Annotated in this window: 14 protein-coding genes; 4 read left to right on the forward strand and 10 right to left on the reverse strand. The window is 67.9% G+C overall.

Going from position 1 to position 15,286, the window contains the following annotated elements:
• Positions 1 to 45 precede the first annotated feature (45 nt).
• The 8 genes from NKJ07_RS13530 to ahaH all read right to left on the reverse strand — a co-directional run bounded on the left by NKJ07_RS13530 (position 46) and on the right by ahaH (position 8,216).
• Complete coding sequence (locus NKJ07_RS13530) at positions 46 to 1,461, reverse strand: ATP synthase subunit B (RefSeq protein ID WP_318567340.1); 1,416 nt, start codon at positions 1,459 to 1,461, stop codon at positions 46 to 48.
• On the reverse strand, positions 1,461 to 3,218 hold the full coding sequence (locus tag NKJ07_RS13535; RefSeq protein ID WP_318567341.1) for an ATP synthase subunit A: 1,758 nt from the start codon (positions 3,216 to 3,218) through the stop codon (positions 1,461 to 1,463). Before NKJ07_RS13535 ends, NKJ07_RS13530 begins: the two co-directional genes overlap by 1 nt.
• Positions 3,219 to 3,221: 3 nt before the next feature.
• Positions 3,222 to 3,539, reverse strand: coding sequence for a V-type ATP synthase subunit F (locus tag NKJ07_RS13540; protein WP_318567342.1), 318 nt, complete (start codon positions 3,537 to 3,539; stop codon positions 3,222 to 3,224).
• Positions 3,536 to 4,582 carry a V-type ATP synthase subunit C gene (locus NKJ07_RS13545; RefSeq protein ID WP_318567343.1) on the reverse strand — a complete coding sequence of 349 codons (1,047 nt, stop codon included), beginning with the start codon at positions 4,580 to 4,582 and terminating at the stop codon, positions 3,536 to 3,538. Before NKJ07_RS13545 ends, NKJ07_RS13540 begins: the two co-directional genes overlap by 4 nt.
• The gene (locus NKJ07_RS13550; protein ID WP_318567344.1) at positions 4,579 to 5,163 is read right to left on the reverse strand and encodes a V-type ATP synthase subunit E; all 585 of its coding nucleotides are present in this window, start codon (positions 5,161 to 5,163) and stop codon (positions 4,579 to 4,581) included. The genes NKJ07_RS13545 and NKJ07_RS13550 overlap by 4 nt, the downstream gene beginning before the upstream one ends.
• A 19-nt stretch (positions 5,164 to 5,182) precedes the next feature.
• The gene (locus NKJ07_RS13555) at positions 5,183 to 5,443 is read right to left on the reverse strand and encodes a F0F1 ATP synthase subunit C (protein ID WP_318567345.1); all 261 of its coding nucleotides are present in this window, start codon (positions 5,441 to 5,443) and stop codon (positions 5,183 to 5,185) included.
• A gap of 180 nt (positions 5,444 to 5,623) precedes the next feature.
• Positions 5,624 to 7,897: a V-type ATP synthase subunit I gene (locus tag NKJ07_RS13560; protein WP_318567346.1), complete on the reverse strand. Its 2,274-nt coding sequence runs from the start codon at positions 7,895 to 7,897 to the stop codon at positions 5,624 to 5,626.
• A complete protein-coding gene (ahaH, locus tag NKJ07_RS13565) occupies positions 7,884 to 8,216 on the reverse strand; it encodes an ATP synthase archaeal subunit H (RefSeq protein ID WP_318567347.1) in 333 nt (110 codons plus the stop codon). Before ahaH ends, NKJ07_RS13560 begins: the two co-directional genes overlap by 14 nt.
• 202 nt (positions 8,217 to 8,418) lie before the next feature.
• Here ahaH and NKJ07_RS13570 point away from each other — a divergent pair, with 202 nt between their 5' ends.
• Positions 8,419 to 9,042: a methyltransferase domain-containing protein gene (locus NKJ07_RS13570; protein WP_318567348.1), complete on the forward strand. Its 624-nt coding sequence runs from the start codon at positions 8,419 to 8,421 to the stop codon at positions 9,040 to 9,042.
• A 50-nt stretch (positions 9,043 to 9,092) separates the two neighbouring features.
• Here NKJ07_RS13570 and NKJ07_RS13575 read toward each other — a convergent pair whose 3' ends face one another.
• A complete protein-coding gene (locus NKJ07_RS13575) occupies positions 9,093 to 9,548 on the reverse strand; it encodes a type IV pilin domain-containing protein (RefSeq protein ID WP_318567349.1) in 456 nt (151 codons plus the stop codon).
• 280 nt (positions 9,549 to 9,828) lie between these two features.
• Here NKJ07_RS13575 and NKJ07_RS13580 point away from each other — a divergent pair, with 280 nt between their 5' ends.
• Complete coding sequence (locus NKJ07_RS13580) at positions 9,829 to 11,130, forward strand: helix-turn-helix transcriptional regulator (RefSeq protein WP_318567350.1); 1,302 nt, start codon at positions 9,829 to 9,831, stop codon at positions 11,128 to 11,130.
• A 14-nt stretch (positions 11,131 to 11,144) separates the two neighbouring features.
• Here NKJ07_RS13580 and NKJ07_RS13585 read toward each other — a convergent pair whose 3' ends face one another.
• Complete coding sequence (locus NKJ07_RS13585) at positions 11,145 to 13,358, reverse strand: glycoside hydrolase family 3 N-terminal domain-containing protein (protein ID WP_318567351.1); 2,214 nt, start codon at positions 13,356 to 13,358, stop codon at positions 11,145 to 11,147.
• 101 nt (positions 13,359 to 13,459) lie between these two features.
• Here NKJ07_RS13585 and NKJ07_RS13590 point away from each other — a divergent pair, with 101 nt between their 5' ends.
• Entirely contained in the window at positions 13,460 to 14,248 is a 789-nt protein-coding gene (locus NKJ07_RS13590; protein WP_318567352.1) for an electron transfer flavoprotein subunit beta/FixA family protein, read from the forward strand.
• Entirely contained in the window at positions 14,245 to 15,195 is a 951-nt protein-coding gene (locus NKJ07_RS13595) for an electron transfer flavoprotein subunit alpha/FixB family protein (protein ID WP_318567353.1), read from the forward strand. The genes NKJ07_RS13590 and NKJ07_RS13595 overlap by 4 nt, the downstream gene beginning before the upstream one ends.
• Positions 15,196 to 15,286 lie beyond the last annotated feature (91 nt).

Consider the following 15,286-nt stretch of genomic DNA (forward strand, 5'->3'; position numbering starts at 1 on the left):
GGTGCTCGGTGGTCGGTCGCGAAAACGGGGTGGTCAGTCGCGGGGTTACGCCTCGGCCTCGACCGCTTCGCTCGTCTCGTCGTCGCGGTAGTGCTGCTCGATGAGTTCCTCGTCGATCCGGTTGAGTTCCTCCTTCGGCAGCATCGACAGCAGGTCCCAGCCGATGTCGAGCGTCTCGTCGATGGAGCGCTCCGTGGTAAAGCCCTGGTCGACGAACTCGTCCTCGAAGCGCTCGGCGAAGTCGAGGTACTTGTTGTCTCGCTCGGAGAGGGCCTCGCGACCGACGATGTTCACCAGGTCGCGGAGGTCCTCGCCCTCGGCGTACGCGGCGTACATCTGGTCGGAGACGTCGGCGTGGTCGGCGCGGGTGAGCCCCTCGCCGATCCCGTCGTCCATGAGCCGCGACAGCGACGGCAGTACGTTGACCGGGGGCTGGACGCCCTGGCTGTTGAGGTCGCGGTCGACGTAGATCTGCCCCTCGGTAATGTACCCCGTCAGGTCGGGGATCGGGTGGGTGTCGTCGTCGCCCGGCATCGTGAGGATCGGGATCTGGGTCACCGACCCCTCGCGGCCCTCGATCCGGCCGGCGCGCTCGTACAGCTGGGCCAGGTCGGTGTACATGTACCCGGGGTAGCCCCGGCGACCCGGGACCTCCTCGCGGGCGGCACCGATCTCGCGCAGCGCCTCACAGTAGTTCGTCATGTCCGTCAGAATGACGAGCACGTGGTAGCCCTTGTCGAACGCGAGGTACTCGGCGGTGGTGAGCGCCAGCCGGGGCGTGACCGTCCGCTCGACGGCGGGGTCGTCCGCGAGGTTCATGAAGACGACGGAGCGTTCGAGCGCGCCGGTGCGCTCGAAGTCCTCCATGAACTCGTTTGCCTCCTCCGCCGTAATGCCCATCGCGCCGAAGATGACGGCGAACTCCGAGGCCTCCTCGCCGCCCTCTTCCTCCTCGGGAACGGTCGCCTGGCGGGCGACCTGGAGCGCGAGGTCGTTGTGCGGCAGGCCCGACCCGGAGAAGATGGGGAGTTTCTGACCGCGGACGAGGGTGTTCATGCCGTCGATAGCGCTCACACCCGTCTGGATGAACTCCTCGGGGTACTCCCGGGAGTAGGGGTTGATCGCGGCACCGACGATGTCACGACGTTCGTCGGGGACGATCTCCGGGCCGCCGTCGATGGGCTGGCCGGAGCCGTCGAGCACCCGCCCGAGGAGGTCCTCGGTGACGGGCATCTTCAACGTCTCGCCGAGGAACGTGACGGAGGCGTTCCTGTCGATACCGGTGGTGCCCTCGAACACCTGGATGGCCACGAGGCCCTCGGAGGATTCGAGCACCTGGCCGCGCTTGGTCTCCCCCGCGGGCGTCTCGATCTCGACGATCTCGTCGTACCCGATCGGTTCGTCGACTTCGGCGAACACCAGCGGACCGCTGATCTCGGTGATAGTCTGGTACTTCTTCATTAGTACTTCTCCCGGAGTTGTTCTGCGATCTCGTTTTGGAGGTCCTCGATGTACGCCTCCCACTCTTCTTGGACGCCGATCCGGTTCAGGCGCGGGGCGGCCTCGATGGCCGTGATCTCCGGCACCGGGACGCCCGCGTTGAGTGCGTCGAACGCCTCGTCGTTGAACGCCTTGATCGCCGTGAGGATGCCGTACGTCTTCGCCGGCTCACAGTAGGTGTCCGTCGGGTGGAACGCGTTCTGCTGGAGGTACGCTTCGCGCAGGTAGCGCGCCACCTCGAGGGTGAGCTGCTGGTCCTCCGGCAGGGCGTCCTTCCCGACGAGCTGGACGATCTCCTGCAGTTCGGCCTCCTCGTCGAGGGTGTCGATCGCCCACTGACGGATCTCCGACCACTCGGCGGTGACGTTGTCCTCGAACCAGGGGTCGAGCTGCTCCCGATACAGCGAGTACGACTCGTTCCAGTTGATCGACGGGAAGTGCCGTCTCTCCGCCAAGTCGGCGTCGAGCGCCCAGAAGCACTTGACGATGCGCAGGGTGTTCTGCGTGACCGGCTCGGAGAAGTCGCCGCCAGGCGGCGAGACGGCACCGATGACCGAAATCGAGCCTTCGGAGCCGTTGACGTTCTCGAAGTAGCCGGCACGCTCGTAGAACTGCGAGAGGCGCGCCGACAGGTACGCGGGGTACCCCTCCTCGCCGGGCATCTCCTCCAGCCGGGAGGAGATCTCGCGCATGGCCTCGGCCCACCGCGAGGTGGAGTCGGCCATCAGCGCCACGTCGTACCCCATGTCGCGGTAGAACTCCGCGATGGTGATGCCAGTGTAGACGCACGACTCCCGTGCGGCCACGGGCATGTTCGACGTGTTGGCGATGAGCGAAGTCCGGGCCATCAGCGGGTTGCCCGTCTTCGGGTCGTCGAGGTTCGGGAAGTCCTCGATCACCTCGGTCATCTCGTTGCCGCGCTCGCCACAGCCGACGTAGACGACGATGTCCGCGTCGGCCCACTTGGCGAGTTGGTGCTGGGTGACGGTCTTCCCGGAGCCGAACGGCCCGGGGATCGCCGCCGTCCCGCCCTTCGCGATGGGGAACAGCCCGTCGAGGATCCGCTGGCCCGAGACGAGCGGTTCGGTCGGCGTCTGCTTCCTGACGGTGGGTCGGGCCGAGCGGACCGGCCACTCCTGGTGCATCGAAATCCCCTCACCGCTCTCGAGGGTGACGACCGCCTCCTCGACGTTGTAGTCGCCGGCCTCGGCGGTTTCGACGACGCCGCCGTCGGAGTCGGGCGGCACCATAACCTTGTGGTCGATGCTCACCGTCTCCTCAACGACGCCGACGACGTCGCCGGGGGCGACCTCGTCACCGGCCTCGACGGTTGGCTCGAAGGCCCACTCCTTCTCGAGGTCGATCCCCGGGGCGTCGACCCCGCGGTCGAGGAACGCACTGTTCATCTTGGATTCGAGGACGTCGAGGGGACGCTGGACGCCGTCGTAGATGGAGTCCAGAAGCCCCGGCCCCAGGTCCACGGTGAGGGGTTCGCCCGTGTTCTCGACGGGTTCGCCCGGGGCGACGCCCGAGGTCTCCTCGTACACCTGGATGGTGGTGATGTCGCCCTCGATCTCGATGACTTCGCCCATCAGCCCTTCGTCGCCCACGTAGACGACGTCGTTCATGCGGGCGTCGAGGTCGACGGCCTGCACGACCGGACCGCTCACGCTCTCGATGATGCCGTCCTCGCGGACGTCCTGTGTTGCCTGACTCATGTCTTATTCGTCCATTAGGTCGATGCCGATGGCTCGCTTGATCTGTTCGCGGAGGCCGCCCGACCCGGCCCCGCCGAGGGTGACGAGCACCGGTTCGATGCTCCCCTCGACGGCCTGTCGAGCCTGCCGGGACAGGTGGTCCATGTCTTCGTCGTGCATCACGATGATGCCGACCTCGTCGTCGTCGAGCGTCTCCATGACGGCCTCGTCGAGCAATGCGTCCTTCTGTTCGTCGGGGACGTTCTGGAACTTCCGAACGCCCGCGAGGCGAAAGCCCGTGGTGAAATCCGGACTCCCGACGACCGCGATCTCCTGACTCATAGTATCACCAGTTCCTCCTCGATCTGTTCGGGGGAGAGACCGGCTTCGCGGGCCCGGGCGATGGCCCGGATGTTGTCGACTTCGCGCTCCTTCGCGAGGATGTACGAGATCACCGGACTCACCGAGAGGGGAAAGACGTTCCCCAAGCTCGACGAGTACTCCAACAGCGCCGTTTCGAGCGCGCGCTCGAACGCGATGAGGCTCTCGGCCGACTCGAAGTCGTCGAGCGCCTCCGAGAGGTCGTCACCGTACGTCGAGTCGCGGATCCGCTGGACGAGTTCGTCCGGGTTCGTCGCCAGGCTGCCGAGTTCCGCGCGGGAGAACAGCTGTCCCCCGGCGATGTAGTACTCCGCAGGGTCGATGTCCGCGCCGCTGCGGGCCAGCCGCAGCGCGTTCCGCGCGTTCCGGAAGTCGACCTCCGCCAGGAGGATATCGCGGTACTGCTCGGTCGCCTCGTCCCACCGAACCTCCGAGAGGAGGTTCTCGTAGAAGACGCGGTCGACGGCGTTCTCCAGCGGGACCAACACGCCCGAGGACTCGTACTCCTCGAACGCCTCCTCGAGGGGAGCCCCGAAGATGGTCCGGTGGAGCGTGTCGATGACCTCCTCGATGCTGGGAGCGTCCAACAGCCGGTTGACGAGGCGGTCGTCGAACTCGCCAGCACGGATGAGATCGGCCTCGATCTCCTCGCGGGAGGCGTCCGAGTAGATGCCCCGGATGACGGTCTTGACGTTCCACGCGTCGAACTTCCGGAGGTAGCGGGCAATCAGGTCGTACAGCCGACCCTTCGCCCAGCCGAGGATGTCGTCGAACTGCTTCGCGAGGTTCCGGTTCAGTGCGTACTCGATGAGGTCGACGCCGGAGTGTCTCGCCCCGAGCGCGTTGATCTCTTCTTCGTACGCCGACTCCTCCATGAACCGGGCGATCTCAGCGGTGCTCATCCGCACGAGCTTGCGGTAGTCCTCGTCCGCGAAGAGGGCGCTCCGACGGGCTCGAACGCGGGCGTTGACGTACTCCGGATTCGAGCTGCCGGCGGCGCTCATTGGTCGAAGAGGATGCCGCTGACGTCCTTCAGGTTGTTCTCCCAGACCGTATCGAGGAGCGAATCGAACGTGTTGTCCACCCGGACGCGCGAGGTCTCCGACTCGACGACGACACCGCCGAGACAGTCGACGGGTTCGTCGCCGAGCGAGAAGCCGTCGTGCTCCGCGATGATCTCCTCCAAGAGCGCCTCGTCGGCCGCCCGACCGCGGACGACGACCTCACTACCCTCGTCGAACTCCGTGGCGGAGGCTTCGAGCAGGGTTCGCGTGAGCTCCTCGCGCGTGTCGCCCGACAGTCCCCCGAGTTCCGTCTCGACCTGCTGTCGGACGCTCTGGAGCGCGTCGCGCCGCGCTTCGAGGCGTTCCTGTTTGGCCTCGAGCTTGGCCCCGGAGACCGCCTGTTCGCGCTCCTGGGCGATCTGCCGTTCGACCGCCTGCTCGCGCTCTTCGACGATCGCTTCGGCGTCGGCTTCGGCCTCGGCGATGATCTCGTCGGCGCGCTCTTGACCCTCCGCACGAATCTCTTCGGCGCGCGCGCGGGCTTCGTCTCGAATGTCCTCGACAACTGTGTCCAAACTCATTGTAAGGGGAAAGAGGTGCTTAGCCGACCAGGAAGACGACGACGAGCGCGAGAATAACGAGCGTCTCCGGCAGCACTGTGAAGATCAGTCCCTGCACGAAGAGGCTCTCGTCCTCGGCGACCGCGCCGACCGCGGCGGCACCGATACCACGCTCGGCGTAGCCCGCACCGAACGCAGCCAGTCCGACCGCCAGGGCGGCAGCGGCCTGAGCGGGGATCGCGGGAGCGGATGCGCCTTCCTGCAGTACGACGTTCGCCATCTGGGTTGCAGCGTCAATCATAGTTGTGTGGTATGGCTCGGTAGTGTCCGTAGTGGTCGTCTCCGAACGTTCGTGTGTGGAGGCAGGGCCATCATAAAGCTTCCCAAAAGACACTGACAGCGCTCTATTCGGCTGAAAACGGAGTTACATCTGGTCGCGGAGTAATCCGCGTGAGGTGCAAACGAACGGGGTGAACGGGGGTCAGTCGTCGGCGGTGTACTTCCGCTCGTAGCCGAACGGGCTGTACTCGGTGCCGCCCCCGTCGAAGAACTTGTTGAAGAACTCGACGTACTCGAGACGCACCGCCTGTAGACCGGCGCTCGTGACGCCGAGCGCCAGCACCAGCGCGTGACCGATCACGAGCACGAGGAGGCCGACGAGCACGAACGCCAAGCCGCCGTGGACGAGGCCGCCGAACATGACCTCGGTGACCTCGTAGCCGTGATACATTACGGAGTCGGTGCCGGCCGGAATGGTCGGCATGCCGTCGACGCCGAAGTGCCACCCGCCTTTACTGTCGACGTACACCCCGAAGAACAGGAGGTTGACGGTGAACGCCATCCCTGCCTTCGCCAGCAACACCGCGGCGATTCGGGTGTACGACAGCACGTTGACGAGCACGTTCAGGAACTCGACGGCTTCGATGGGTTCGCCGATTATGAGGAGGACGAGTCCGACCGCGAACACCGCGAGCCCCGCCCATCCGACGACGACTGGGAAGCCGGAGAAGCCCAGCGCGATGACTCCCTCGCTCGAGAACGTCGTGTAGATGAACTCGGGAGCGGTCCCCCGGACGACGTCGCTGAAGATCCAGATCCAGAGACCGTTCACCATCAGCAGCCACGAACCGGACTCGTAGAGCGCGTGTTTGAAGTCGTGGAACTCGAGGTTCTCGATGAAGTCGAGGATCCAGCCTATGTTGAGGTGAACGATGCCGATGAGTACGCTCACGAAGAGCCACGCCAGCGCCCACTCGGCGGTGGCGGGCGAGAGCCCCTTCTCGATCGGGGCGTGTTCGAGGCCGACGACGCCTTCCCAGAACACCGACGCGATGGTGTGGAGGCCGAATAGCTCGCCGTAGAGGATACCGAACAGCATCGTGAAGAGGCCGGCCGCGATGGTGATGCCACCCATCGACCGGAACGCCGGCGACTCGAACTTCGAGTAGAGGCCGTAGCCGATCAGCGTGTAAATGATCCCGTATCCGAGGTCGCCGATCATGAAGCCGAAGAAAGCCGGGAACGTGAGGAAGACGAGCAGCGTCGGGTCGAACTCCGTATACTTCGGGCGGCCGACCGCGTTGACGAGCACCTCGAACGGTTTGACGACGCTGTGGTTGTTCTGGATGGTCGGCGGCTCGTCGTTCCGCATCACGACGCTTCCGCCGTCGGCTTTCACTTCCTGACCACCGTCGGCGTTCGCCGTCGCCTCCGTCCCGCCGCCGTCCGCGGCCGCGGGCGTACCGCCACCGGTGTACTGCTCGCGGAGCTCCTCGCCGCCGTGGCGGTTGAACTGGGCGTCTTCGAGCCGCTGGATCTCGACGTGGTCGCCGACCGCGTCCGTGAGCTCGGCGACGAAGTCGCCGTACCGCGTCGTGGGGATCCAGCCCTCGGCGACGAAGGCGTTCTTCGTCGTCGCGAAGGTGAGCGGCGCTTCGGTCTTCTGGACCTCGATCGACAGCCGCTCCTCCGCGGCGAGCAGGAAGCCCGCGGCGTCGAGCTTGACCTCTTCGAGTTCGTCGTCGACGGTGTCCAGTCGCGACTGGAGCTTCCGGCGACGGCTGTCGAGTTCCTGGACGTACGTCTCCGGCGGCACCGCGCCGTCGGCTCCTTTGATGTCGTCCGGCACGTCCGAGACGTCCGGGATCGCGAACGCGGCGAACTCCGTGCCGACGAGCGCATCCGAGAGCGACTCGCCCTCGGCCGGCCGGGCGAAGATCCCGAGCGTCGACCCGCTGTCGCTGACGAACACCCGGTAGTTGCGCACCGCCGACGACGAGGCGAGCGCGTCCTCGACGAGGTCGCGGTTGCCCTCACCCACCGACACGTCGATCGACTCGTACCCCGAGAGGAGGTCGAGGTCGATCCCGAGGTCGACGAACGGCTCCATTCCCTCAACCTGCTCTTCGACGTCGCGGAGTTCGGATTCGATCTCGCTGCGTCGATCGTCGAGTTCGTTGACGCGGGCGCGGACGTCTGCGAGGTCCTCCGCTAGGGCCTCGTCGGAGACGACGCGGGTCGGCCCGGCGTCGCTCTCGTCGACGTCGAGGATGCTCTCGATCGAGCGGATCGTGACGAGCTTGTCGGAGGCGGACTCGGCCCCGCTGGTCGGGTTGCCCGGCTGGAAGCCGTCCCAGGAACCGTCGTACTCGGTGACGTGGAGCAGGTTGAGGCCGTGGACCGTCTCGACGACGTCGTCCATGACCTTCTTCGAGCCCGTCACCGACACTTTGCTCATCTGCTCAGGTCTGAGCATGCACCGCCTCCTCGAACCGGTCGATAGCGTACTCGACCGCCTCCTCGACGTTGGATTCGGCCTCGTCGCGGAGCCGCTGGCGGTCGTCGGCCCCTTCCTCCAGCAGGCGCTGGCGGTCGGCCTCGATCTCCTCGCGGGCCGATTCGAGCCGCGACTCCTCCAGTTCGGCGGCCTCCTCCTCGGCCTCCGCCCGGATTTGCTCGGCCGCTGTTCGTGCCTCTGAGATCAGCTCCTCGCGGTCGGACTCGGCCTCCGCGACGATCTCGTCGGCCTCCTGTTCGGCCTGTTTGATTCGGTCGAGAACCTCTGGTCTCGGCATTCTCCTATCACCCGGAAGGTGTGTAAGCGGCGTATAAGGTGTTTGCGGAACACCCGCGCAAAGCGGGACGAACGAGGCCACCGCGAGCGGGAGGGGGCGATCGCGTCGACGGCACCGCGGACACGCCGACGCGCCCGGTCCCGGCGCAGCCGTCACCGGAAATCCGCACCGTTATGACCGGCGACTCCTAAGCCCGGTCGAGATGGGAGTCCTCGAAAACAAGGCTCGCGCGCGCCTGTTCTACAAGTATCTCTCCAAGGTGTACGACCAGGTGAACCCGTTCATCTGGGACGACGAGATGCGCGAGGAGGCACTCTCGATGGTCGAGATCGAACGGGACGACCGGGTGCTCGACGTCGGCTGCGGGACGGGCTTTGCCACCGAGGGGCTCCTCGGACGCACCGACGACGTCCACGGTCTCGACCAGTCGATCCACCAGATGGAGAAGGCGTTCGAGAAGTTCGGCAAGCGCGACCGGGTGAAGTTCTACCGGGGAGATGCCGAACGACTCCCGTTCAAGGACGGGAGCTTCGACGTGGTGTGGTCGTCGGGGTCGATCGAGTACTGGCCCAACCCCGTCGACGCGCTCGTGGAGTTCCGCCGCGTGGTGAAGCCGGGGAACCAGGTGCTCGTCGTGGGTCCCGACGATCCCAAGTCCTCGGTGTTCCAGAAGCTCGCCGACGCAATCATGCTGTTTTACGACGAGGAGGAGGCCCAGCGGATGTTCGAGGAGGCCGGCTTCGACGACATCGAACACCGCGTCCTCCAGCGGCGACCGGGCTCGCCGCGCGCGATCGTCACCGTGGCGCGCGCTCCCGACGCCTGAAGCCCGAAGAGGGCCGAGCCGGCCGAGTCGGGCGACACCGGCCGATCGGTTCACGACGGACGCGCCGACAGATCCGCGAGCGGCGTGCCGCCGACGGACACGCGCACGGTGACGATGTCCGCAGTCGAGAGCGCCGGCTGGTTCGTCCCGGCGACGCGGAGCGTCGCGACCTCCCCCGCCGACCATCGGGGGTCGGTCGCGCGATTGAACGGTCCGGTCGGACCGGAGCGGGACCCTCGGGCCGCGAAGAACGGCACCGGTGGCTGGTGTGCGAGCGGGTCGCCGTCGACCGTCACCACGAGCCTGAGTCGGCGGACGTCGAGGGTGTCGCCGCCGCGGTGGGTGAACGTGAGCGTCCGGTCCTCGACAGCGAGCGACAGCGACGCTCGTGGCGGCGGACCGTCGGTCACGTCGGCGGCGGCGAAGACGGCCCCCGCGGCGACGGAGGCGAGCCCCACCGTGAGTGCCAGGAGGAGGACGCCTGCCAGCGGCGCGAGCGCGCGCATCTATCCCGTTACGGTGACTGTCGTCCGAGCCGACGGGTTGCTGTCGGCCGTCGTCGACGGGCCGACCCGACGTCTCCAGCGGTGGTCGAGAGGCGAGCGTATCGTCACGCGGGAGTGGCTCCGTCACCGTATTTGAACCCTCGCGGGCGGGACAACCACCGGCGAAGTCCCGGCTGAACGGGTCGTTATTCTCTCATTAAAACCGCCGGCGAACGGGAGACGCGCCGCCGTTCGGGGTATGGAAAGCGTTTTGACGCCCCGATGAGGAGAACGAACGCACATGCGGAGCGCCGCGCTCATCTTCGCCCTCCTCATCATCCTCTCCGGCGTGGCACCGGCGGCAGCGTTGGTCCCCACCGGTGTCGACGACGGATGGGAGCCAGCGACAGCCGCGGGTCTCGTCGCCCAGCGGGGTATCGCACAGACCACGGTCGACGACGACCAACCGGCGACGGAGATCCGCGTCGAACTCGAAGCCGACACCGACGCTCGCTGGACGGTCACGTACCGGTACGATCTGGCAGACGAGAACGAAGTCGAGGCGTTCCGGTCGCTCGCACGGGAGTACGAGGCTGGCCGGTCCGACATCGGGCTCGACGTCGGCGTCTTCCGGTCGGTGGCGGACCAGGCGTCGGAGTCGACGGGCCGACCCATGCAGATCCAGGACGTCGAGCGGAACGCCACGGTCGAGCGGAACGTGACCACTCCGCGGACGGCAACGGGCGTCGACACGACTCCCGACGCCGCCGACACGCAGCCGGTCGGGAACGCGACCGGCGTCGTCCGCCTGTCGTTCACCTGGACGAACTTCCTCGAGCGGAACGACGACGGCAGCCTCGAGCTCGGTGACGTGTTCGCGACGACCGACGGCGGGACGTGGCTGTCGTCGCTCGGCGCCGATCAGCGGCTCACGGTCGTCACCCCGCCGGGATTCGTCATCAGCGGCACGAGCTTCCCGATCCAACAGCAGAACGGCTCGCTCATCATCGACGGGCCGCGGGAGTTCGCCAGCGAGGAGCGACTCGTCGTCACCTACCGCCCGGGCGACGAGGCGGAGATCCCCTGGATGCTCATCACGACCGGTGGCGTCGCCGTCGCGGTCGTCCTCGCGCTCATCGGCTTCCTCGTCTACCGCGGCCGCTCGGCGGAGCGCTCGGCGCCCGACGGGACCGCCCTGACCAACGGCGGCGAGACCACGGCGACCGAAAGCGAGGGGTCGACTAGCGCCGACGAGGTGGCGGCGACACCCGACACGACGCCGCCGGCCGCCGCGGGAGGGTCGAATGCCGAACCGGGGACCGTCGAGGAGCCGCCGGACGACGCAGCGGACGAAGGAGAGGAGGAACCGGACTTCGAGTTGCTCTCCGACGAGGAGCGCGTCGAGTACCTCCTCGAACAGCGCGGCGGGCGGATGAAGCAGGCGAACATCGTCAAGGAGACCGGCTGGTCGGACGCGAAGGTGTCGCAGCTCCTGTCGGCGATGGCGGAGCAAGGCCGCGTCGAGAAGCTCCGGCTCGGCCGCGAGAACCTCATTTCGCTCCCCGACGAGACGGTCGTCGAGGACGGCCGCGACGGCGAGTAACGAGTAACGTCCGGTTACTCGACGACGAACCCGACGCTGACGGCCTCGGCGTCCGTCGCGGACAGTCCCACGGACAGCGTGAACTCGCCGGGCTCGATCGTCCGCGCGCCGTCCGAATCGACGACGGCCATCGCGCTTGGCGACACGACGAGATCCACCGTGGTCGTCGCACCCGGGTCGAGATCGACCCGTTCGAAGCCGCAGAGCTCGCGGACCGGTCGGGCGCGCGAGGCGTACTCGTCCCGAAGGTACGCCTGGACGACCTGGCTCCCCGGGCTGTCCCCGCGGTTTTCGACCGTCGCCGACACCGTCACCGGCTCGCCGGGCGTGACGGTCGTGGTCGAGAGCGTCGCGTCCGTCACCGCGACGTCGGCGTAGCTCAGCCCGTGACCGAAGGCGTACAGCGGGTCGTACGACGGTGGATGTTCGTGGTCGCCGATGGGGTGTGGGTGGCGGACGTAGTCGTGGTGGGTCGGGAGATGCGCCGCCGACCGCGCAACCGAGATAGGGAGCGACCCGCCCGGCTCCGCGCCGAACAGCACGTCGGCGAGCGCCGCGCCGCCTTCCGTCCCGCCGGGTGGCGTGAAGACGATCGCCGGGAGGTGTTCGGCCGCCCAGGGGATCGGGAGGGGCCGGCCGGAGACGAGCGCCAGCACCGTGGGCGTGCCCGTGTCGTGGATCGCCCGGAGGAGCGTCGACTGCGCGTCCGGGAGCCCGAAGTCGTGCCGCGAGGGGAACGCCCCCGGTTCGGAGCCGCTCATCTCGCTCGGGCCGAACTCGTGGAGATACCACCCCTCGCCGAGGGCGACGACCGCCACGTCCGCGTCGCGCGCCGCGGCGGCCGCGCTCTCGATGTCGACCGCGTCCCGGTGGGTCGCGCCGGGTTCGTACGTCACAGTTCCCTCGCTCGCGGCCTCGACTCCCGCACGGAGCGTCGTCCCCTCGCTCGGGTCGAGGACGCTCCAGCCGCCGACCTGTGCCGTGAGGTCGTCCGCGTTGGGGCCCGTCAGGAGGACATGGGCGTCAGAATCGAGCGGGAGCAGGCCGTCGTTTTCGAGGAGCGTGACGCCCTCGCGGGCGACGTCGCGGGCGAGGTCGACGGCCTCGGGGCGGCGGAGCGCCGCGTCGAGGTCGTCCTCGTCGACGAGCGGGTCGTCGAAGAGGCCGAGGTCGCGCTTCAGCGCGAGGATCCGGCGGACCGCGGCGTCGACGGTCACCTCGTCAAGTTCGCCCTCGCGAACGAGCGAGACGACGGCCTCGGCGTGGCGTGCGCCGTTGACCGAGCCGACGTCGACGCCCGCGACGAGCGCGTCGCCGACGGCCTCTTCGGAAGATTCGGCGGTGCGGTGGTCGGCGTGAAGCATCTCGACGCCGTTCCAGTCGGAGGCGACGACGCCGTCGAAACCGAGGCGCTCGCGAAGCAGTCCTCGTACGAAGCGCGGCGAGCCGTGGGCGGGTTCGCCGTCGATGGAGTTGTAACAGGGCATCACGGACGCGACGCCGGCGTCGAGCGCCGCAACGAACGGCGGGACGAACAGTCGGTGGAACTCGGTGAGCGACACCTCGACCGGCGAGGCGTCCTCCCCGCGAAGCGGCCCCCCGTATGCGGGGAAGTGTTTGGCGGTGGCGGCCACGCTTCCGTCGGCGTCGAGCCCGTCGCCCTGGAGCCCGCGGGCCTTCGCGGCGGCCATCGCGCTCACGAGGAACGGCGACTCGCCGAACGTCTCGAAGGTTCGGCCCCAGCGGGGGTCGCGGGCGACGTCGCACGTCGGCCCGTAGTTCGTCGTCACGCCGGTCGCGCGGGCCTCCCGCGCGGTGACTTCGCCCACGCGTTCGGCGAGCGCCGGCGAGAAGGTCGCCGCGAGCGCGAGGTTCTGCGGGAAGACGGTGGTGCGGTCGACGTACGCGTGGCCGTGGACGGCGTCGACGGGCACGAGAAGCGGGATCCCGAGGCGGGTCTCCTCGACGGCGTATCGCTGGAGGCGGTTGGCGACGGCGGCGGCGTCGTGGGGGTCGACGTGCGGCGATCCGGCCCAGCCGAACGGCGTCACCGCGCCGAGGTGGTGACTGTCGACGAGCGACTCGACGTCGGCGACGCGCTGGACGTCGTCCAGTTCGCCGACGTACGTGCCGGCGCACTGGCCCGCCTTCTCGGCGAGCGTCATCTCCTGGAGCAGGGCGTCGACGTCGACCCGTCCGTCGTCGTCACGGGGGTAATCAGGAGTCATGCGCGGAGGCTCATCCGACGCCGTGGTAAAGCCATCGGCCAGTGCCGTCGGCGGTGGCTCTTCCGAAAAGGTTTAGCGCCGACGAACTGGATGGATCGAATATGAAGGTTCTCGTCACCGTAAAGGAGGTCGGGGAGGCCGCGGACGACTTCGAGATCGACGGCCTCGATATCGCCGCCGAGTATCTGGAGTACGACCTGAACGAGTGGGACGAGTACGCCGTCGAGGCCGCGGTCCAGCTGGTCGAGGCGGGTCACGCCGACGAGGTCGTGAGCGTCACCATCGGTCCCGAGCGAACGGAGGAGACGATCCGAATGGCGCTGGCGAAAGGCGTCGACCGCGCGGTCAGGGTGTGGGACGACGCGATCGCCGGCGCGGGCCTGCTCGACGTCGAGGCGAAGGCGCGGCTCCTCGAAGCCGTCGTCGCCGAGGAGGAGCCGGATCTCGTGCTGACGGGCGTGCAGGCGAACGACGACGGCTTCGGCGCGACGGGTGTCGCACTGGCCGAACGCGTCGGCTACGAGTGGGCCGCCGTGGTGAACGACCTCGAACTCGACGGCGAGGTGGCGAAGGTCCACCGCGAGCTCGAAGGCGGAGTCGAAGAGCACGCCGAGGTCGACCTCCCCGCGGTGTTGACGATCCAGACGGGGATCAACGAGCCGCGGTACGCCTCGCTTCGCGGGATCCGGAGCGCGCAGTCGAAGGAGATCGCGCCGAAGGGCCTGGGAGAGCTGGGGCTCGACGCAGGAGCGGTCGAGAGCCCGCTCACGATGACGGGGATGTACGAACCCGAGACGGAGTCCGACGCGACGATCTTCGAGGGAAGCGCCGAGGAGGCCGGCGCGGAGCTCGCGGCCGTCCTCCGCGAGAAGGGGGTGGGTGCGGAATGACCGTCCTCGCCGTCGCCGATCACCGCCGCGGCCAGTTGCGCGACGTGAGCTACGAACTCGTCACGGCGGGCCGGGAGCTCGCCGACGACCTCGGCGGCGACCTCCACGTCGCGTGCGTCTCCGGCGACGTCGACGGCTTCGCCGACGACCTCTCGCTCGACGGCGTCGACACGATCCACACCGTCGACCACGGCGAGGAGTTCAACCATGACGTCTACCTGCAGGTGGTGGAAGTGCTCGACGCCGAGCTCGACCCCACGGTCGTGCTCATGCCGAACTCGGTCAACGGGCTCGACTACGCGCCCGCGGTGGCGTCGGCGCTCGACCGCCCGCTGGTGACTGACGCCGTCGAGCTCGCGTTCGAGGACGGCCTCGTCGCCACGCGGGAGATGTACGCCTCGAAGGTCGAGACCACGATCGAAACCGACGCCGAGCGCGTGGCGGTGACGATCCGCGGCGGGGAGTGGCCGCCGGCCGAGGACCACGGTGACCCCGCGGTCGAGCCGTTCGACCTCGCCGTCGACGAGTCACGGGTCCGCTCGCGAGTGACGGGCTTCGAGGAGGTCGCCGGCGGCGACGTCGACATCGGCGACGCCGACGTGCTCGTCTCGGTCGGGCGCGGGATCGAAGAGGAGGAGAACATCGAACTCGTCGCGGAACTCGCCGACGCGATGGGCGCGACGCTCTCCGCGTCCAGACCCATCGTCGACAACGGCTGGCTCCCGAAGAACCGGCAGGTTGGCCAGTCCGGGAAGGTCGTCACGCCCGACGTGTACATCGCCGTCGGCATCTCGGGCGCGGTCCAGCACGTCGCGGGGATGAAAGGCTCCGACACCATCGTGGCGATCAACACCGACCCGAACGCGCCCATCTTCGACATCGCCGACTACGGCATCGTGGGCGACCTCTTCGACGTGGTGCCGGCGCTGATCGAGGAGTTCGAGTAGCGCCTCCGAGGTCGTTTTGGTCCAGGTTTTACGCGAGTGAACGGAGTGAGCGAGCCGAAAAGCTGGTTCTGACGTGGTGCCGGCGCTGATC

It is taken from the genome of Salinigranum marinum (assembly GCF_024228675.1).
Taxonomy (GTDB): Archaea; Halobacteriota; Halobacteria; order Halobacteriales; family Haloferacaceae; genus Salinigranum; species Salinigranum marinum.